This window comes from Aliinostoc sp. HNIBRCY26, from assembly GCF_050235535.1.
Classification (GTDB): domain Bacteria; phylum Cyanobacteriota; class Cyanobacteriia; order Cyanobacteriales; family Nostocaceae; genus Trichormus.
Genome location: NZ_CP189852.1, coordinates 6,982,501 through 7,001,360, shown reverse-complemented (window position 1 = coordinate 7,001,360; position 18,860 = coordinate 6,982,501). Strand labels below are relative to the sequence as shown.

Annotated in this window: 16 protein-coding genes, 3 tRNA genes and 2 rRNA genes (1 of these 21 running past the window's edge); 6 read left to right on the top strand and 15 right to left on the bottom strand. The window is 41.6% G+C overall.

Features of this window, described 5'->3' with window-relative positions; genetic code table 11:
- Nucleotides 1-96: 96 nt before the first annotated feature.
- The 15 genes from ACQFX9_RS29565 to ACQFX9_RS29495 all read right to left on the bottom strand — a co-directional run bounded on the left by ACQFX9_RS29565 (nt 97) and on the right by ACQFX9_RS29495 (nt 13,564).
- Nucleotides 97-1,122, bottom strand: a complete 1,026-nt coding sequence (locus ACQFX9_RS29565; RefSeq protein ID WP_427160049.1) for a 2-hydroxyacid dehydrogenase — start codon at nt 1,120-1,122, stop codon at nt 97-99.
- A 147-nt stretch (nt 1,123-1,269) separates the two neighbouring features.
- Nucleotides 1,270-2,817 (bottom strand): hypothetical protein, encoded by a 1,548-nt coding sequence (locus ACQFX9_RS29560; protein ID WP_427160048.1) that lies wholly within the window; start codon nt 2,815-2,817, stop codon nt 1,270-1,272.
- A 56-nt stretch (nt 2,818-2,873) separates the two neighbouring features.
- The gene (locus ACQFX9_RS29555; RefSeq protein ID WP_427160047.1) at nt 2,874-3,665 is read right to left on the bottom strand and encodes a GNAT family N-acetyltransferase; all 792 of its coding nucleotides are present in this window, start codon (nt 3,663-3,665) and stop codon (nt 2,874-2,876) included.
- A gap of 436 nt (nt 3,666-4,101) precedes the next feature.
- Complete coding sequence (locus ACQFX9_RS29550; RefSeq protein ID WP_236140146.1) at nt 4,102-5,022, bottom strand: NAD(+) kinase; 921 nt, start codon at nt 5,020-5,022, stop codon at nt 4,102-4,104.
- 6 nt (nt 5,023-5,028) lie between these two features.
- On the bottom strand, nt 5,029-5,334 hold the full coding sequence (gene nuoK, locus ACQFX9_RS29545; RefSeq protein ID WP_006199065.1) for an NADH-quinone oxidoreductase subunit NuoK: 306 nt from the start codon (nt 5,332-5,334) through the stop codon (nt 5,029-5,031).
- 37 nt (nt 5,335-5,371) lie between these two features.
- Nucleotides 5,372-5,980, bottom strand: coding sequence for an NADH-quinone oxidoreductase subunit J (locus ACQFX9_RS29540; RefSeq protein ID WP_236140145.1), 609 nt, complete (start codon nt 5,978-5,980; stop codon nt 5,372-5,374).
- A gap of 107 nt (nt 5,981-6,087) precedes the next feature.
- The gene (gene ndhI / locus ACQFX9_RS29535; RefSeq protein ID WP_427160046.1) at nt 6,088-6,672 is read right to left on the bottom strand and encodes an NAD(P)H-quinone oxidoreductase subunit I; all 585 of its coding nucleotides are present in this window, start codon (nt 6,670-6,672) and stop codon (nt 6,088-6,090) included.
- 80 nt (nt 6,673-6,752) lie between these two features.
- The gene (gene nuoH / locus ACQFX9_RS29530; RefSeq protein ID WP_427160045.1) at nt 6,753-7,871 is read right to left on the bottom strand and encodes an NADH-quinone oxidoreductase subunit NuoH; all 1,119 of its coding nucleotides are present in this window, start codon (nt 7,869-7,871) and stop codon (nt 6,753-6,755) included.
- 459 nt (nt 7,872-8,330) lie between these two features.
- The gene (locus ACQFX9_RS29525) at nt 8,331-9,467 is read right to left on the bottom strand and encodes a citrate synthase (RefSeq protein WP_427160044.1); all 1,137 of its coding nucleotides are present in this window, start codon (nt 9,465-9,467) and stop codon (nt 8,331-8,333) included.
- A 112-nt stretch (nt 9,468-9,579) separates the two neighbouring features.
- Nucleotides 9,580-10,074 carry a phosphohistidine phosphatase SixA gene (sixA, locus tag ACQFX9_RS29520; RefSeq protein ID WP_427160043.1) on the bottom strand — a complete coding sequence of 165 codons (495 nt, stop codon included), beginning with the start codon at nt 10,072-10,074 and terminating at the stop codon, nt 9,580-9,582.
- A gap of 30 nt (nt 10,075-10,104) precedes the next feature.
- Nucleotides 10,105-10,314: a hypothetical protein gene (locus ACQFX9_RS29515; RefSeq protein ID WP_427160042.1), complete on the bottom strand. Its 210-nt coding sequence runs from the start codon at nt 10,312-10,314 to the stop codon at nt 10,105-10,107.
- A complete protein-coding gene (locus ACQFX9_RS29510) occupies nt 10,307-10,558 on the bottom strand; it encodes a UPF0175 family protein (protein WP_427160041.1) in 252 nt (83 codons plus the stop codon). The genes ACQFX9_RS29515 and ACQFX9_RS29510 overlap by 8 nt, the downstream gene beginning before the upstream one ends.
- Before the next feature lie 159 nt (nt 10,559-10,717).
- Nucleotides 10,718-12,004: a DHH family phosphoesterase gene (locus ACQFX9_RS29505; RefSeq protein ID WP_427160040.1), complete on the bottom strand. Its 1,287-nt coding sequence runs from the start codon at nt 12,002-12,004 to the stop codon at nt 10,718-10,720.
- A 704-nt stretch (nt 12,005-12,708) separates the two neighbouring features.
- Nucleotides 12,709-13,206, bottom strand: coding sequence for an HNH endonuclease (locus tag ACQFX9_RS29500; RefSeq protein WP_103140345.1), 498 nt, complete (start codon nt 13,204-13,206; stop codon nt 12,709-12,711).
- 232 nt (nt 13,207-13,438) lie between these two features.
- Complete coding sequence (locus ACQFX9_RS29495; protein WP_427160039.1) at nt 13,439-13,564, bottom strand: hypothetical protein; 126 nt, start codon at nt 13,562-13,564, stop codon at nt 13,439-13,441.
- A gap of 297 nt (nt 13,565-13,861) precedes the next feature.
- Between ACQFX9_RS29495 and alr the strand changes: the two genes are divergently transcribed.
- The 6 genes from alr to ACQFX9_RS29465 all read left to right on the top strand — a co-directional run.
- Entirely contained in the window at nt 13,862-15,049 is a 1,188-nt protein-coding gene (gene alr, locus ACQFX9_RS29490) for an alanine racemase (protein ID WP_427160038.1), read from the top strand.
- Nucleotides 15,050-15,145: 96 nt separating this feature from the next.
- Nucleotides 15,146-15,227 (top strand) — tRNA-Leu (locus tag ACQFX9_RS29485).
- 978 nt (nt 15,228-16,205) lie between these two features.
- A 16S ribosomal RNA gene (locus ACQFX9_RS29480) occupies nt 16,206-17,693 on the top strand.
- Nucleotides 17,694-17,852: 159 nt separating this feature from the next.
- Nucleotides 17,853-17,926: transfer RNA gene (locus ACQFX9_RS29475), tRNA-Ile, on the top strand.
- Between the two features lie 86 nt (nt 17,927-18,012).
- A tRNA-Ala gene (locus ACQFX9_RS29470) sits at nt 18,013-18,085 on the top strand.
- A gap of 180 nt (nt 18,086-18,265) precedes the next feature.
- Nucleotides 18,266-18,860, top strand: a 23S ribosomal RNA gene (locus tag ACQFX9_RS29465) (it continues 2,229 nt past the right edge of the window).
- The 16S and 23S rRNA genes sit together here with 2 tRNA genes alongside, the layout of an rRNA operon.

The window sequence follows — 18,860 nt, the reverse complement described above, 5'->3', positions numbered from 1 at the left end:
GACAGGGGAGACAGGGGAGACAGGGGAGACAGGGGAGACAAGGTAGATTTTATACCTATGCCCCATGCCCAATGCCCAATTCCCCATTTCCAAAGATTAACTTACCAAAACCTTATTCTCTATTTCCGGTGGTGTGTGTAGTTCATTGGCACAAGTGCGTCCTTGTTCGACATCTGTAATATTGGCTAACGTTGTGTCCGCAATATTACGCAAGGCTTCTTCTGTGAAAAATGCTTGGTGTCCGGTAATTAACACGTTAGGAAATGTCGTTAGGCGTTGAAAGACATCATCCTGAATGATTTCATCAGACAAATCCTCGAAAAATAATTCTGATTCCTGTTCGTAGACATCTACGCCCAGAGAACCTATCTTACCCGTTTTGAGTCCCTCAGTCACGGCTTGAGTGTTAATTAGCGCACCGCGACTGGTGTTAATTAACATAACACCAGATTTCATTTGTGCGATCGCCTCAGCATTAATGAGATGATGAGTTTCTGGTGTTAAGGGACAATGCAAAGAAATAATGTCAGAGTTGGCAAATAATTCTGGCAACTCTACATACTTCCCACCCAATACCTCTAACTCAGAATTCTCATACATATCATAAGCCAGTAGATGACAACCAAACCCCCTCATGATTTTTCCTAAAATCAGACCGATTTTACCAGTCCCAATAATTCCCACAGTCCGTTCATTTAAGTTAAATCCCAGTAGTCCTTCCAGAGAAAAATTACCTTCTCTCACACGGTTATAAGCTCGGTGAATTTTGCGATTTAAGCTCAAAATCAATCCCGCCGTGTGTTCTGCTACACCATAGGGTGAATAGGCTGGAACACGTACAACCTTAATTCCTAACTTAGCGGCGGCTTTTAAGTCTACATTGTTAAACCCAGCACAACGCAGCGCAATTAAGCGCGTACCTCTGGCGGCTAAAATTTCCAGCGTTGGTGCATCAACTTGGTCATGGACAAATACACAAACCGCCGGAAAACCGGCGGTGAGGATAGCGGTATCTTGACTCAGACGAGGTTCAAAAAACACCAATTCATGTTTTTTGGGATAATTTGCAGCTTCTAAAAACTGTCTGTCATAAGCTTTGGTGCTGAAGACTGCTACTTTCATGCAAAACCTCAATATGTATGGCGCATGGTTTCCCATACATAATAGCTTGCACTCTTGTAGAGAAATTAGGTGTATGACACCAGCTAGATAGGGGTTTGACCTTGTTTTTCCCTGGTGCTACAACTACAGCAAAAATTAATGCTTCTGTTAATTATTTATTTTAGACACCCAATAGAGATAATATCTTTCACTATCCACCCATGACTTTTCAAAACTTTCAATAGGAACAATCTGTAAATTTTCGTGCTTTAAAGTCAGCTTTTTATTTAAAATTAATAAAATTCTATTTTTGTTATTTTTATTCTTCAATAATCCATTAATCTGTTCTAATATTTCTCCTTTTTCAACTGGTTTACGTCCCGATTTAAATAAAGTATAACTTCCTAAATCTTGCAACTCAGGATAATAAAATTTACGGTTAAGATAGCCAGATAATACAGCCATGTTTGCATCCCGACTAGCAACAATAAATTCATCATTTAATTTCTCTCTTTTGATATAATTTGCAGTCTCACGACTGGCAGAAAAAGGTATAATTATATCTCTAGCAAAACCGTATATTCCTCCTAGCAGTTGGGCATACAAAATTAGCATTAAAGCTATATTTTGCCATTTATGACCCCACATAAATAATCTTTCTGTAATCCGAAACTTATTGATAATAAAATCAGATTCATGGTAATATCTGCCCAGCCATAATGCAGCTATTAAAACTAAATAGAAATGCCCAAAATGTCTAGTATGTCCAGCAAATCTTAAATAAGTAAATGTTAACAATATCAAATTAGCTGTAATAAATAAAAATACAGAAAATGGTTTTTTCGATAATCTTATTACAGTCAAGACACAAATAAATATAACAATCAAGCTACAAACTATTAAATCCAGCCATCTTTTGTGGGGAACAATCAGAAAATAAGTACCAAATAATCTGCTGATACTTCTTAAAAAATGCTGAAAGTCTAATTGCAATAACCATCCATTATCTAAACCTCCGTGAAGATAACTATCAGATGGCGGAGTAATAGTTAAAATGGATAAAATAAAAGCAAATATAATAATGCTAATGCTCAAAAACAAATCATATCTCTGACTTTGATGTATGTATTGCTGACGATGTTCTCTATCAAAGCAAAACTCTACCAACAAAGTTAACGATAATGATAATGCGACTAATAGAGCATAAGCACTACTGTTAGCCAGTAACCCTAATAAAATTGCTAAATAAAGATAAGTCTTTTTCCTCGATGGAAAGACAGCACAAAAACCAAAAACAAACAACAAACTGAAAGCATAATTTCTCGAAATTAACAAATACTCATAAAAAGGAAAATATCCAAATGTAAAAATCAATTTTTGCTGATAATTAAAAGGACTGTATAACCAAAAAAGTATGACAGCTAAAATTGTGATGCTTAAATGAAAAATCTGCATGATCACAGGAGTATCAGCAATCATCCTGATGACAACCAAAGAAAAGTACCACAGAACAGGATGACCTTCATAGCGGATATTATTAATTAATTCCCCAAAGGATGTACTATCTCTCACAATTAACCAAGGATTTAGTTCATCTCTCCACATTGCATGGTTGATGATTCCTACTAAACCCAGCACAGAAAAAATAATTATAATCAACCAGGGAGAATCAGAAGATAACTGTGTAAAACGATTAATTAATTTTTTAGATGACATTTTTATGACTGTTTTCGATATTCATATCTACAAACAGTATCAGTATACAGTGAATATTACGGCAATGAATGCAAGTGTGTAAAATCTTGGATTCTAGATATAGTTAGAAAATCAATAGTTTTAAAATTATGGTCAAGTGCCGGCAGGCTACAGATTTTAGCTCCAATACTCAAATAAGCCTGGACGATTTTTGGAATTTCCACATGGCATCTATGATTATGAATTTGGGGTAAATTCAGGAAATATTGTGAGTGAGGATAAACTAAAATAGTTTTGTGCATCAAATCATTTTTTTGAAAATAATCATAGACACAAGCTGCTTCCCAGGTGCATTGTGTGAGTAATGAAGAGCAGCCAAAAAAATATTCACTACCACTCCAAATGAGATATTTAGCTAATCCTTCCCAAAGTAATAAGAGTGACTGGATATTACGATATTCTTTGGCGATACAAGCACGTCCAATTTCTACAGATGCTTGTAATACGCTGTCTGGAATTGTCTGAAGATTAAAAATATCAGCAGCATCAAATCCTAAACCTTGAGATGCCATTTTATAAGTTTGCATTCTGTAAGTACCAACAGTTTTACCAGTGGCTTTACAAATCAACATCAAATGATGACAAATGCTATCAAATTGATCTTCATCCATCTGTGTTAATTGGGAACAAGAAAAACCTAAACCTAACTCTAAATTAAATACTTCAAATCGCAAACGAAAAATAGATTCTAATTCTTGAGGCGTTAAAGCAATTTTCAGTATGTACTTATCAGTTTCTAGGATAGGAAAATCTTTAAAAGCAGAAGGATTGCTAAGTGGATAATCGATATATCTGTATGAAATTTCCATCTGTCTCTTAAAAAACAAAGGTGACAGGTGACAGGTAACAAGTGAAATTGAAGAGAATTTGATATGTTTGTTTCATTTGTAGCAGGTAGCATACCACCTGTTGGACATTTTTGAGTCAACGTAGGTTTATTATGAGCTTAAATTCCTAAAAAATCTGGCAATAGGATACAGAATTGCTCTAATATCAAGCTTACATAACTAGGGATTAGGGACTGGGGAATTGGGGAATTGGGGAATTGGGGAATTGGGGACTGGGGAGACAAGGTAGGAGGGGAGAAAAACTAATGACTAATGACTAATGACTATTGACTAATGACTATTGACTATTGACTAATGACTATTGACTATTGACTAAAGCACAAAACCCCCAGTTTGATGACTAGGGGTAAGATAAATTAAAACAGAGATTAGTAGTTAAATTACTGGGCAGATATCCTCAATTTTGATGATTATTAGTGTAGCGAACCCTAGTACCTGCCCAGAGTAATTTCTCTCGTAGCGTCTGATAGTAAGAGTTGTTCTCTCTTAGGATAATAAATTTAGCCAGACAATCAGCCATGCGGATGTCAACGCGATGTCCAGGCCAAATTGAGGTTGCTAAGACTCCATCCATCCATAATTTCGTCGTCAACTCATAGTCACCTAAAGGCCAAATACTCACAACAGAACCTGCGGGTAAAACTAGAGGACGACTAGAAAGACTCATCGGACAAATAGGCGTGATGGTAATTGCTTCCATACCATCGTGCATAATTGGCCCATTAGCAGAGACAGTATAACCTGTAGAACCTGTGGGAGTCGAAACAATTAGCCCATCACCCACATATTGATCTACCACTTCTCCATCAATTTCCATTTCTAGGATAGAGGTAATCATGCGATCGGCGGAAGCAGGTTTGACACAAAATTCATTCAACCCCAAAAAGCGTTCCGTTACAGGTTCTAAATTTGTGTGATGTCCTTCATACACTGCGGCTTGTAACATCATCCGCCGTTGAATAGCATACCTGTCTTCAAACAGCCGATCCCAAACTGCTTCCGTATCTTGAAATTCCTCTACTGATTCAGTTAAAAACCCTAAATGACCACCGACATTCACTCCCAAAATTGGGATACCAGCCGGTGCTAAATGTCTGGCACTAGTAAGGACTGTGCCATCACCACCGAGGACAATTGCCAGATCAATTGGTTGTCCTGCGGAAGCCAAAAATACCGGATAAGGATTATCTTTTGGCCCGCTTGGCCCCATTAAGACCTGACAATTGCGACTTTCTAGCTGTTTAGCACAAATTTCTGCCCAGCGTTTGCTCTGGGAGTCTCGCGCTTTATAAGCAATGATTATCTGCTTGAGTTGCACACGCAATTACCACTTCAGGAGATTAAACTGCTCCATATCGACGGTATCACGGTTACGATAAATGGCAAGCACGATCGCTAAACCTACCGCCGCTTCAGCAGCGGCCACAGTAATCACAAACACTGTGAAAACTTGACCCTTAATTAATGTTGAGTCAAGAAAGTTGGAAAATGCCATTAAATTCAAATTAACAGCATTCAGCAGTAACTCGATAGACATTAATACTCTGACGGCGTTACGGCTGGTAATTAAACCATAAATGCCAATGCAGAATAAAGCGGCTGCAAGTAGCAAAAAATATTGGAGTTGCATCAGTTCTCGTATCCCTTTTGAACAATCTGGCTTGTATTTATTCTTGAGTATCGCTACCAGCCCCGACAAGTTCTCTGGGGCGTTCTGGTAAGGTCAACACAGTTTGAGGCAATTCTGAAGGGGTGACTTCTGGTAAGTACTCACGACGCGCCAAAATAATCGCTCCTACCATTGCCATTAACAACAATACTGAAGCTAATTCAAAAGGTAATAAAAAGTCAGAAAAGAAATGCTCACCAATTAACACAATGGTGCTTTCTCCTGTCACTGGAGTAGTGGAGTAAGCCCAAGGTGTGGCTAACACCATTGTGCTTAACAGCGCGAACAAACCGACAGCCACGATCGCAGTCAGGATTTTTCTTACGCCAGCACTGGGGAAGGGGGTAAAATTCTGCCGCTTGTTCACCAACATAATGGCAAACAAAATCAGCACGTTGACTGCTCCCACGTAAATCAGCACTTGGGCGGCGGCGACAAAATCACCATTCAACAACAGGTACAAACCCGCGATGCTGATAAACACTCCTCCCAACATAAAGGCAGAATAAACAATGCTGGATGCTAGCACCACACCAAGGGCTGTTCCAATCATCATTACGGCCAGTATGCCGAAGGTAACAAGTTGTACTCCTTCCGCTAGATTCACTGTTTTTTGTCCTCAGTTAATAGTCAATAGTCAATAGTCTATAGTCAATAGTCAACAGTCTATAGGTAAAACACTATGGACTTTTGACTCTTGACTCTGAACTAATCTCATTTTTCCACTTGTTCTACTAGGTCTTCTGGACGTGCGCCAGCGCGGGGTGCATCGGCGGGTAGATCGTGGGGGTCGAGAACGCCTTTAGGTAGGTAAACCAATTCGCGTAATGGTGTGACCATTGGGTCATTTGTAACTTTGTAGGGCAGACGACCTAGAGCCACACTATCATAGTTGAGTTCATGGCGATCGTAGGCGGCTAACTCATACTCTTCTGTCATAGAAAGACAGTTTGTAGGACAATACTCCACGCAGTTACCGCAGAAAATACAAACCCCAAAGTCAATACTGTAGTGCTTGAGCTTTTTCTTTTTGGTAGCTTTGTCAAATTCCCAGTCAACTACAGGTAAGTTAATGGGGCAAACGCGCACACACACTTCACAGGCGATACACTTATCAAATTCATAGTGAATTCGACCGCGAAATCTTTCACCAGGAATGAGTTTTTCGTAAGGGTACTGTACAGTGACCGGACGGCGGCGCATATGGTCGAAGGTGACGGATAATCCTTGACCGATGTAACGGCCAGCTTGTATCGCTTCTTTGCCGTAATCAACAACTTGTTTGAGGAACTTTAGCATTTTGTCTCTCTCTCTTGGGAATTTTGGATTTTGGATTTTAGATTTTGGCATAAATCTAAAATCTCAAATCTCAAATTGGACTAACCACCGAAGGCGACGGGAAAAGCCAGTTTCAAAGCTGCGGTTAATAACAGATTTACTAACCCAACTGGTAACAAAAATTTCCATCCCAAATCTAGCAACTGGTCAATCCGTACCCGTGGTACTGTCCAGCGTAAGAGAATGGCAATGAAGATGAGGAAGTAAGCTTTGATTAGAGTCATGATGATACCCAAAGCAGCGTTAACTACTTCAAGTATGGGATTGACTTCAGTAATTCCTAACCAGCCTGCTAAAACATTGATGGGAATGGGAGAATCCCAACCACCTAAGTACAAAACTGCTACCAATAGAGCAGACAACACCAAGTTGACATAGGAACTGAGATAAAATAAGGCGAATTTCATCCCAGAGTATTCGGTTTGATAACCTGCAACTAGTTCTTCTTCAGCTTCTGGTAAGTCAAAGGGCAAGCGTTCGCATTCAGCTAAAGCCGCAATCCAGAAGATGAGAAAGCCCAAAGGTTGTCGCCAAATGTTCCAACCCAAAAGACCATAGCCGGACTGTTGGTTGACAATATCTACGGTGCTGAGGCTGTTAGACATCATAACGATCGCTAACACACTCAACGCCAAGGGAATTTCATAACTAATTGATTGCGCTGCTGCTCTCAAGCCACCCAATAGGGAGTATTTATTGTTGGAGGCGTAACCAGCCATCAATAATCCAATAGGTTGGATGCTTGATAAAGCAATCCACAGGAATATCCCTGTCCCAATATTGGTGATGACAATATTCTGTCCAAACGGAACAATTAAATAAGACAGAAACACTGGCAACACAACGAGAATGGGGCCGAGGGTAAATAACCAAGGGTCAGCTTGTGCCGGTACGATATCTTCTTTAAATACCAGCTTCAAACCGTCGGCGACGGGAGCTAATAAGCCCAAAGGCCCGATATATTCGGGGCCAATTCGCTGTTGTGCGGCGGCGGAAATCTTCCGTTCTAACCAAACACAAACAAGTACACCCACTGTTGCCCCAATGAGCATCAGGATCATGGGTAGAGGCATCCAAATTGCTTTAGCTGCCCCCTGTGGGAGTCCTAAATCCATCAAGGATTTAATAAAAGTTCCTTGGAGGTCAATTCCTGAATTCATGTTTCTGCTCTTTAAGTCATCAAGTCATGGTGCTGCACAATCATTAGTTAAACTAATAATTGAAATAACACCCATTTATCTCTCTGTTGAGATGACACCTGAGTTAATATTTTTTGCCAATACCCATGCCTAGTATATCGCCCGATGGTTTTTGGCTTCTGTAGCTACACAAGAACTTCTACTTATAGCTAGGATTGAGATTTGCTATGTCTTGGGTAATAGAGGATAGAAAAAGGTAAAAGTAAAAAGTAAAAAGGTAAAAGATTTTTTCTTTTGCCTTTTACCTTTTACCTTTGGACTTACTGCCCTTTCCCTTTTGGCAACAGTTTTCCATTGTCACGAGTTGATATTTACCAACCTGAGAGTGTAGTGAAGTGATGGACAATGGAACTAATCGTCCTAAGTGCCTTTATCCAGAAGTGTGGCAAAGTCGCTCAGTAATTCTCCCTCTGCGCCTCTTTAGCGTTGGTCAAGGGGTGTATAAGCAACGTCGTGATAACCGTTATAAACCTGAGTAGGACGGAAAATCCGGTTTTCTGCTAGCTGTTCTTTCCAGTGCGCTAGCCAACCAGCTACACGAGCGATCGCAAATATTGGTGTAAACAAATCTGTGGGAATTCCCATCTTTCTATACACCAAACCAGAGTAAAAGTCAACATTAGGATAAATTCCTTTGTGACCCAATTTCTCTTCCACCACCCGTTCCATTTCTTGGGCAATGTCGTAGTATTTATCTGCGCCAAACTTAGCAAATAATTGCTCGGCTAAGTCTTGCAGAATAATGGCTCTGGGGTCTTTAACTTTGTAGACACGATGACCAAAGCCCATGAGCTTCTGTTTATTTTGTAGCCGTTCCTCAACATAAGGGCGGACATTCTCCACAGAGCCAATTTCTTCCAACATTTGAATAACTTCTTCGTTAGCACCACCATGAAGCGGGCCGCCTAACGTTCCGACAGCACTAGCAACCACCGCGTAAGGGTCGGTTAAAGTGGAAGCTGTCACCCTAGCACTAAAGGTAGAAGCATTCATCGTATGCTCAACATGGAGAATCAAGCAGACATCAAAAATTTTCGCCGCTAATTCATCCGGTTCTTTCTCGTTGAGCATGTAGAGAAAATTGGCAGAATAATCTAAGTCATCGCGGGGTTTAACGGGGTCATTACCTTTCCGCATCAACTGAAATGCTGCCACCATTGTGGGAATTGTCGCGATGAGGCGCACCACAGAATCCCGAATATAGGCAGGATTATGTAAATCCCGCAGTGAATAGAACAAGCCTAAAGCCGCAGCAGAGGCTTGCAGCGCATCCATCGGATGACCGCTTTCTGGGAAGCATTTCATCATATCCCGAATGCGATATTTAATTCGCCTATGACAGCGAACTTCTTCCTCAAATGCTTGTAATTCATCTTTCGTGGGTAATTTTCCCCAGATTAAAAGATAAGCAGTTTCCAAGAATGTACTTTTAGCTGCTAGTTCCTCAATCCGAATGCCACGATACTCAAGTATTCCCTTCTGCCCATCTACATAACTGATACTCGATTGGGCGGCGGGAATGCCTTCTAAACCAGGCTTGTATTCGCACACCATCATGGCAACACCATTTGCTTAATGAAATATCCGACACGCTAACTTACCAGAAATGATGGTTGCCATAACAGTAACCTAGCTAACAACAATTCTTTAACAAATTATTGCCAAACTGTTATAGCAAGTACCTGGGAGGTGTCAACCAAAACATCTGACTTCTACCCACAGGTTCACCACTTTCTGGCAGTTTTACTCCGATCATACCTGCTTTTTTGAGGACTAAGCCGCCTTTAACTTCCCCCCATAGCAGAATTTCTGCCCAATTACTCAAACAAGGTTCATGTCCTACTACGGCTAATTGGGTGTTTGGGGCAAAATTTTTGGGTCGTAGCCAGTAATCTAACCAACTGGAAATATGACCATTGGGAGCTAGATGGTTTGATTCCTCCATCTGGGAACTCAATCCTACTTCTACGAGAATTTCGGCGGTTTGTCTAGCACGTACCAAAGGACTAGTGACAATCAAATCAAACTGTAAACCCAGTTTTACTAATCGCTGGGCGACCTTCTCCGTTTTTTGCCTTCCTTCTTTGGTCAGTTGGCGTTCCTCATCTTTTATTCCCGCCTGTTGTTCTTCCGCTATGCCATGACGAATCAGATACAGTTCCACAATAGTTAATGTTGAGTAAAAATAATCAAACTATAAAGATTCAAAAATTTGCCTTACTTGGCTCAAAGGGGTTTTGTTAGAAAAAGTATGTAAAACCTCGCCTTGTAAACTGTCTAAACGCATTTCATCCAATACCCCTTTAGGGATAGTCACTTGATGATAAATTTTGAATAGTAAATCAAACAAATCAACTTGATACAAGTATTGAATTACAGAAGTATCAACAATGACGTTAGGCACGAGCTAAATCCTCAGCTAGTTCTGCCTCTGTAAGTTTGAAAGTATCAATACCGTAATTGGCTAGTTGTGCCAGAAAAGCAACTTTAGGAATACCTGCCAAATGAGCTGCCGATCCAGAAGAAAGTCTACCTATTTCGTACAATTTCATAGCAGCAGCCAAAAGAAATTCTTTTTGTAGCTGTTCAGGTTCTAATTTGAGAGCTAATACAGTTTCTTCTGAAATATTTAAAGTAAGTTGATACATGATAACTGCTTTGCCTCTTAATAGTTAAAGATAACAAACATAGGCAGCCTAGAAATTTATTTCTAGGCTACAAAATTAAAATCAGTCCAAGTTGCAGAACTACTATTTTCAAACAGTTTACATAAACTTGAACCGATTACTAGTAATTTAATCCCAACTCTATTCAGACTGAATTGGGTTATCTTTAGGATTCACTAATTTCAGTAACTTCTGCTTAATTTGTGCATCGAATACTTCCCACTTCATTCTGGCATAAGCAGAGTTTTCATTTCCTCCAGATAAAAATCCCATCGGAATTTCAAAGCCGCCAGCACCTGTTCTTCCACCACCAAAAAATCGTCCGGTGCTATCTTGACCAAAGGCTTCTTTGATAAATTCATCAGGGTCAAGGGTGAGTTTGGTAGTTCTCAGCGAACCAATCACTACTTCTAGTTCATCATCTTCATCGTGAACAATGCCATAAACTACGGCAGTATGCACGTTTTCTTCTGTCACTAGAAAATCTGCGGCTTGGGGGATAGCGTCGCGGTCATCATAGCGTAAGTACCCAACACCAGCAATGGAAAAGTTATTTTGGACGATCCGATTTTTCAGCGATCGCTCAATCACATCCATCACCCGCTTGGAACGGTTAGCCTGAAGAATTGCATTCAGCAGTTGGGCATCATAAAATCGGCTCAGATAAGCTGCTGCCATAAAGTCTTCTTCTTGGGCTTGCATCAGGCGATTCGTGTCTGAGCGTAAACCGTGCATCAAAGCCGTAGCGCATTTGACGTGCTGACTAATGCTACTATCTAAAGCCAATAACCCAGATTGCAGATACTGTGTAAAAATTGTGGCTGTAGCGCGTACATAAGGACGCACATCCACAAACTCTGATTTGAGTTCGGCTTGTAAGCTGTGATGGTCGATTACGGCTACTATCGGTATGCCTGCTTGCTCTACAGATGTCAGTAGTTGACTGGTTGTTCCTTGGTTATCAATTAAAACTAAACCTTGATAACAAGATAAATCTTTCGTTTTGATAGTTTGTGGTGTCCAGCGTTGTGCAGGTAGTCCTGTAAGCTTCACTAAAGCAATATTTTCTTGGTGACTTAATGTACCAGCGTAAATAATCTCACACTTGATATCGTATTGCTGGGCAATTAGCTGGTAAGTCCAGGCACAAGAAAGGGCATCAGGATCAGGAAAATCTTGCAAAATGATCAACTGACGCTCATGTCGGTGCGATAGTAAGGTCTTTTGCAATTCTTCTGATTTTTGAAATGCTAGCGAATTGCTACGTTGTCCTACATATATTCCTACCGCTTCAGGTGTAGATGTTGACAAGACAGGTTTAGCCAGCGATATTTCTGTTTCTTTGTCTACGTCTGGTTCCTCCGGATTGGACTCCGTAGTCAATGAAAAACTATCAGACTGCTTAATAAAAGAAGAATTCAATTGCATAGTATGATTTGTTCTAAGTGTGAGGCTCTATAAATTTTGTTTAGAGTCACTACAATCAGCACTTGACTGCTCCAACCCCACATCCTGATCTTCGCAAAAATCTGAGCAGATAGGGATGTATATCACGGTATATTTTTTGTCAAGCAGATAGTTCACCAATTTGCTTAATTTTACCAGAAGGCATATCAAGGCTGAAAATAAATCATTTTGGTCTAGTCAAGCGCATCTACCATAATCAATAATCCGTAGATCGGCTATGTAATTTAATCAATAGGTGGAGTATGTAGAGTCATGAATTTTATAAAACAGAATTATGAGACTATTTGTCTGCAAAATTAAAATTACTAATATTTCTGAGAGAAAGTAAATTTTTAGTTTAGTTAAAAAATATATTAATGCCTGGCGTTTCAAGGCACAGTCTTCATTGTAGCCCTTCACGAACGCTCAGAAGACTGATTTCGGGAAACACAAGCAACTCTAAATTTCAGATGCCGCAAATATTTTTGAGAAGTTCAGCTTTTATTAGGAGTTTATGAGTTATAATTGGTTGCTGGCAGATTAATAGTGTTTATGTTACGTTTTCGCCCAAGGAAATTCACAACAAAGTCCCTAAAATCTACATCCAACCAGATCCGCGCGGAACTAGTACCCGGATATAGTGACAAAGCTACCGGGTACTAGGAGTTGTCAGGTTGATGTTCACATTAGAGTCCTATAACATATTTTTGCCACTCTTGATGCAGTCCACTCTTCAAATGCTTACTAACCTCAAAGTAGAGACTACTGTAAGGTTGCCGAGGCTGGTGGCGCAAAAGCATATGTGCTTCTTGGGGTGTTCTACTACCCTTTTTGACGTTACAGCGAACACAAGCTGTAACAATGTTTTCCCAGGTATCACCTCCACCACGCGATCGCGGGATCACATGATCTAATGTCAGTTCATCGCCTGTATAACCGCAGTATTGACAAGTATGCCCATCGCGGTGCAATATATTTCGGCGAGTAAGAGGTATTTCCTTATAAGGAACACGCACATAATGGCGCAACCTAATTACGGTGGGTAAAGGGAAATCTGTATAGAGAAACCTACCGTTGTGTTCAACACGTTCTGCTTTGCCCTTGATCAACAGAACCGTAGCACGACGCCAGCTCGTTATATTGAGCGGTTCGTAAGAGGCATTTAGGACTAAAACCTTCCCCATTGATTGACGCTCAAGGTATTAGTTTTACATATATTAACACGAATCTCCGTTCATTGGGAGATGAGAATAAATTATACTTCCTCCATAATTTCTGAAAATATACAGATAGAAGAAGATAATTGCTGACATGATCAGCCAAAATACCCTTTCCGTAATGCTTTCAACATCATTGCGAAAGGCTTTATCCTTCTTGAACCTCATATCTAGTTTGAAACATAAATTAATAAACATACTATTGAGAGTTCATCTGTAAATTGCCAATTGACCTCAATGTTCTTACCAACCAGGAGATGTCAGCAGCAACTACCATGTAATCTCTACCACTACCAAATCTATCTGATGGCGCAAAGTGAATCATTACTTGTCAACAAGGGTAGGAAATTCTTAATTACGAAACCAACTATAGGAATCATAGTTGATTTCTGAAAAAACTCGGTGCGTCTCTGTTACTTCTTTTCCTGTTCCCCGTTTCCTGTTCCCTGTTCCCCACCTACGCAAATCATTTCAATAATCAAGTCGGATTCCTATATATTTCTATTTATTCCGTAATCAAGGTTAAACTTGTTGACTAAATTTGATATATCTCACGCAATTGAATATAAAAATTAATAACAAAACTAAGAACCTCAAGAGTGGTGAGAGAGAGGGAGGAGAAATGTTCAGTCACAAACAAACATCTAGCATGGCTGCTCATCAACAGTGTGACACCTATGCTTGGTTTTCCCAGCGAGCGTGGGTGGAAATAGACCTAGAGGCTCTAACTCACAACGTACAACAAATTAAGCAAATCTTATCACCACATACTCAATTGATGGCTGTGGTCAAAGCTGATGCTTATGGTCATGGTGCAGTTACAGTTGCTCAAGTAGCATTACAAGCAGGTGCAACCTGGTTGGGAGTTGCTACCGTTCCTGAAGGGATTCAACTCAGAGAAGGTGGGATTAAAGCCCCGATATTGGTTTTAGGTGCAACCCACACTCCAGAACAAATTCATGCGATCGCTCATTGGCAACTCCAACCAACAATCGGTAGTCCCAAACAAGCTTTAATAATCTCTAACACCTTAGAAAATATTCAATATGGTTCACCCATTCCTGTGCATATTAAATTAGATACAGGAATGTCTAGGCTAGGTACTGACTGGCAAAAAGCTGGAGAATTTGTGCAATTAGTGGATCGCCTACCTCATCTTGAAATCGCCAGCATTTACTCCCACTTAGCGACAGCAGACAGCCCAGATAGGACAATTATGCAGCAGCAGCATCAGAGATTTGAAGAGGCGATCGCTCAGATTAAAGCTTTAGGTATCAAAATTCCTAGCTTGCACTTAGCTAACTCAGCTGCTACCCTTGCAGACTCAACATTACACTACGACTTAGTGCGCGCTGGTCTTGCTGTGTATGGACTATACCCAGCCCCACATTTACAACATACTATAAACCTCAAGCCTGTTCTCCAACTCAAAGCCAGAATTACTCATATTAAAACCATTGCTGCTGGTATAGGTGTCAGCTACGGTCATCAATTCATTGCGCCTAGTGAAATGCGTCTGGCCGTTGTTGGTATTGGTTACGCAGACGGTGTACCACGTAATCTTTCCAATCAGATGCAGGTATTAATTCGTGGTCAGCAAGTGCCACAAGTTGGTGCAATCACTATGGATCAGTTAATGATAGATGTCAGCACCATTCCAGATTTACAAGAAGGAGAAGTCGTCACTTTGCTTGGAGGAGAAGGCAACCGAAAAATTTCAGCCGATGACTGGGCAGAAAAATTAAATACAATCTCCTGGGAAATTTTGTGCGGATTTAAACATCGTCTGCCACGATTGGCTGTAATGTAGTTAGTTGAAGAGTTGAAGGGAGCTTGGGTATAGCTGATTGATTTTGACTATTCCTATTCCCTTTAAATATATGTTATGTTATTATAGATTGCTGATGCGGATGTGGCGGAATTGGCAGACGCGCTAGATTTAGGTTCTAGTTCCGAAAGGAGTGAAGGTTCAAGTCCTTTCATCCGCATAACTTAATCACATAAATAAGCAAACTACAGAAATCTTGCAAAAAGATTTAGATTTTTATATTTGTCCATACATCACTTGCCCAAATTACCTTCTAGAGTGGTTGCTACTAGACTAAAAGCAAGTGAAGATGAGGTGGACTGGGAAAAAATCAACTGCATCAATTCCCGTAAAGCATTTTGATAACGATGAAACTTAAATCGATGTACAGTAGACTTGTCTACGGAAGATAAAACGTGAGCAATGAAAACGTCGCTTATCCGCTCACTAAATTTCTTTTAAAGATAGGTCTAGTGTATTTGTCGTTGGTGGCTCTTGAATCTACAGTATAAGGCCTGCGTCTAATTTATGCTCAAACATCCGTTCAGCAATTTCGTCCTCCCGGAGACGTTTCCACGGAATCTTCATGGGTTGATTCATTCGGGAACAATATTTGACTAGATATAATAAACGTGAAGAGAGCCTTTTGTCCAATCATCAGTGGCAACACGATTAACTTATGGTGCCAGCGTAAAGTCGAAACAGGTGATATCAAACCAAAACATATGAAAGCATTGCGGCAGAAGTTTACTCATCAGTGATTGGGAAAAGTTTCACAACTTTGTCAAAGAGTATGCCAATGGAACCCAGAGTAAGATGGCACTTTCATGAGTAGGAGAGATTGCCATCGGACATTCCCAGGTATAGCAGAAGATAATATTGTGGCGTAGAAAGCCTGACAGTGGGGAGTTGGAGGGGTGGAGAAAAAAAGAGACGAAAAAATTTTAGAAAAGGAGTTGACACACCAAGTCGGATTAGATATATTGAATAAGTGCCTGAGAGACGAGCGCGACGAAGCGCAGTCCGGGGCGACCGAACCTTGAAAAAATTATAGTTTGAAAGCCAGAAAAAAACAACTAGCCTGCGTCAAGAAAAATACACACCAGGCTGAGGTGTAGAAAGAGCAGCCAAAGAAAGAGCTAAACAAACGATTCTATACAAAACGGAGAGTTTGATCCTGGCTCAGGATGAACGCTGGCGGTATGCTTAACACATGCAAGTCGAACGGTCACTTAGGTGATAGTGGCGGACGGGTGAGTAACGCGTGAGAATCTAGCTCTAGGTCGGGGACAACCACTGGAAACGGTGGCTAATACCGGATGTGCCGGAAGGTAAAAGATTTATTGCCTAGAGATGAGCTCGCGTCTGATTAGCTAGTTGGTGTGGTAAGAGCGCACCAAGGCGACGATCAGTAGCTGGTCTGAGAGGATGATCAGCCACACTGGGACTGAGACACGGCCCAGACTCCTACGGGAGGCAGCAGTGGGGAATTTTCCGCAATGGGCGAAAGCCTGACGGAGCAATACCGCGTGAGGGAGGAAGGCTCTTGGGTTGTAAACCTCTTTTCTCAAGGAATAAGAACTGAAGGTACTTGAGGAATAAGCATCGGCTAACTCCGTGCCAGCAGCCGCGGTAATACGGAGGATGCAAGCGTTATCCGGAATGATTGGGCGTAAAGGGTCCGCAGGTGGCATTGTGTGTCTGCTGTTAAAGAGTGAGGCTCAACCTCATAAAAGCAGTGGAAACTACAAAGCTAGAGTGCGTTCGGGGTAGCAGGAATTCCTGGTGTAGCGGTGAAATGCGTAGAGATCAGGAAGAACACCGGTGGCGAAAGCGTGCTACTAGGCCGTAACTGACACTGAGGGACGAAAGCTAGGGGAGCGAATGGGATTAGATACCCCAGTAGTCCTAGCCGTAAACGATGGATACTAGGCGTGGCTTGTATCGACCCGAGCCGTGCCGGAGCTAACGCGTTAAGTATCCCGCCTGGGGAGTACGCACGCAAGTGTGAAACTCAAAGGAATTGACGGGGGCCCGCACAAGCGGTGGAGTATGTGGTTTAATTCGATGCAACGCGAAGAACCTTACCAAGACTTGACATGTCGCGAATCCTTCTGAAAGGAAGGAGTGCCTTAGGGAGCGCGAACACAGGTGGTGCATGGCTGTCGTCAGCTCGTGTCGTGAGATGTTGGGTTAAGTCCCGCAACGAGCGCAACCCTCGTTTTTAGTTGCCAGCATTAAGTTGGGCACTCTAGAGAGACTGCCGGTGACAAACCGGAGGAAGGTGGGGATGACGTCAAGTCAGCATGCCCCTTACGTCTTGGGCTACACACGTACTACAATGCTACGGACAAAGGGCAGCTACACAGCGATGTGATGCAAATCCAAGAAACCGTAGCTCAGTTCAGATCGAAGGCTGCAACTCGCCTTCGTGAAGGAGGAATCGCTAGTAATTGCAGGTCAGCATACTGCAGTGAATTCGTTCCCGGGCCTTGTACACACCGCCCGTCACACCATGGAAGCTGGTCACGCCCGAAGTCATTACCTCAACCTTTCGAGGAGGGGGATGCCTAAGGTAGGACTGGTGACTGGGGTGAAGTCGTAACAAGGTAGCCGTACCGGAAGGTGTGGCTGGATCACCTCCTTTTAGGGAGACCTACCCAAATCAGAAATCGAAAGCCGAAAGCTGGAAGTGAAAGGCGAAAAACCAAAAGCGAAAAGCTAAAAGCAAATAGAGACTGAGATGGTCTACTCTAGGTCGGTCGCAGAAGTTGAAAGGCTTTCAAACTAATAATGAGGTTCGTATGGGCTATTAGCTCAGGTGGTTAGAGCGCACCCCTGATAAGGGTGAGGTCCCTGGTTCGAGTCCAGGATGGCCCACCTGAAGCAATGAAAAATTCAAAATACAAAATTCAAAATGGTTTATTTAATTTTGAATTTTGAATTTTTAATTTTGAATTGTGTGGGGGGGTTTAGCTCAGTTGGTAGAGCGCCTGCTTTGCAAGCAGGATGTCAGCGGTTCGAGTCCGCTAACCTCCACATGAAAAGAAGCAAGAAAAGCTTCGAGAAACAGAGAAAGAATCAGCAACTAACTCTTGTTAGACTGCTGAGGGAACTCAGCCAGAACCTTGAAAACTGCATAGAAACGCGATTAGAGCAGGCAGACACAAGTATTGGAAAGATATAAAGTGTTTGCAGGATAGAAACCAATTGTGAAGTGGTCAAGCGAATAAGAGCTAATGGTGGATACCTAGGCACACAGAGGCGAAGAAGGACGTGGTTACCGACGAAATACTCCGGGGAGTTGGAAGCAAACTATGAGCCGGAGGTGTCCGAATGGGGCAACCCTGAATACTACCTGTTGAATATATAGACAGGAAAGAGCCAACCCAGCGAACTGAAACATCTTAGTAGCTGGAGGAAAAGAAATCAAAAGAGATTCCCTAAGTAGTGGTGAGCGAAAGGGGAAGAGCCTAAACCAGTCGGTTTACTGACTGGGGTAGTGGGACAGCAAAAACGAATCGCTAAGGTTAGACGAAGCATTGAAAAGATGCACCAGAGAAAGTGAGAGTCTTGTAGTCGAAAACCAAAGGATAGGAGCTGAATCCCGAGTAGCATGGGGCACGAGGAATCCCATGTGAATCAGCGAGGACCATCTCGTAAGGCTAAATACTACTGTGTGACCGATAGAGAACAAGTACCGCGAGGGAAAGGTGAAAAGAACCCCGAAAGGGGAGTGAAATAGAACATGAAACCATAAGCTTACAAGCAGTGGGAGTCCGATTAAACGGATGACCGCGTGCCTGTTGAAGAA

Excerpts from the sequence above, each read along its gene's own strand:
- ACQFX9_RS29565 (WP_427160049.1), bottom strand. The coding sequence starts at position 1,122 with ATGAAAGTAGCAGTCTTCAGCACCAAAGCTTATGACAGACAGTTTTTA.
- ACQFX9_RS29560 (WP_427160048.1), bottom strand. The coding sequence starts at position 2,817 with ATGTCATCTAAAAAATTAATTAATCGTTTTACACAGTTATCTTCTGAT.
- ACQFX9_RS29555 (WP_427160047.1), bottom strand. The coding sequence starts at position 3,665 with ATGGAAATTTCATACAGATATATCGATTATCCACTTAGCAATCCTTCT.
- nuoK (WP_006199065.1), bottom strand. The coding sequence starts at position 5,334 with ATGCAACTCCAATATTTTTTGCTACTTGCAGCCGCTTTATTCTGCATT.
- ndhI (WP_427160046.1), bottom strand. The coding sequence starts at position 6,672 with ATGCTAAAGTTCCTCAAACAAGTTGTTGATTACGGCAAAGAAGCGATA.
- nuoH (WP_427160045.1), bottom strand. The coding sequence starts at position 7,871 with ATGAATTCAGGAATTGACCTCCAAGGAACTTTTATTAAATCCTTGATG.
- ACQFX9_RS29525 (WP_427160044.1), bottom strand. The coding sequence starts at position 9,467 with ATGATGGTGTGCGAATACAAGCCTGGTTTAGAAGGCATTCCCGCCGCC.
- ACQFX9_RS29510 (WP_427160041.1), bottom strand. The coding sequence starts at position 10,558 with ATGTATCAACTTACTTTAAATATTTCAGAAGAAACTGTATTAGCTCTC.
- ACQFX9_RS29505 (WP_427160040.1), bottom strand. The coding sequence starts at position 12,004 with ATGCAATTGAATTCTTCTTTTATTAAGCAGTCTGATAGTTTTTCATTG.
- ACQFX9_RS29500 (WP_103140345.1), bottom strand. The coding sequence starts at position 13,206 with ATGGGGAAGGTTTTAGTCCTAAATGCCTCTTACGAACCGCTCAATATA.
- ACQFX9_RS29495 (WP_427160039.1), bottom strand. The coding sequence starts at position 13,564 with ATGATTCACTTTGCGCCATCAGATAGATTTGGTAGTGGTAGAGATTAC.
- alr (WP_427160038.1), top strand. The coding sequence starts at position 13,862 with ATGTTCAGTCACAAACAAACATCTAGCATGGCTGCTCATCAACAGTGT.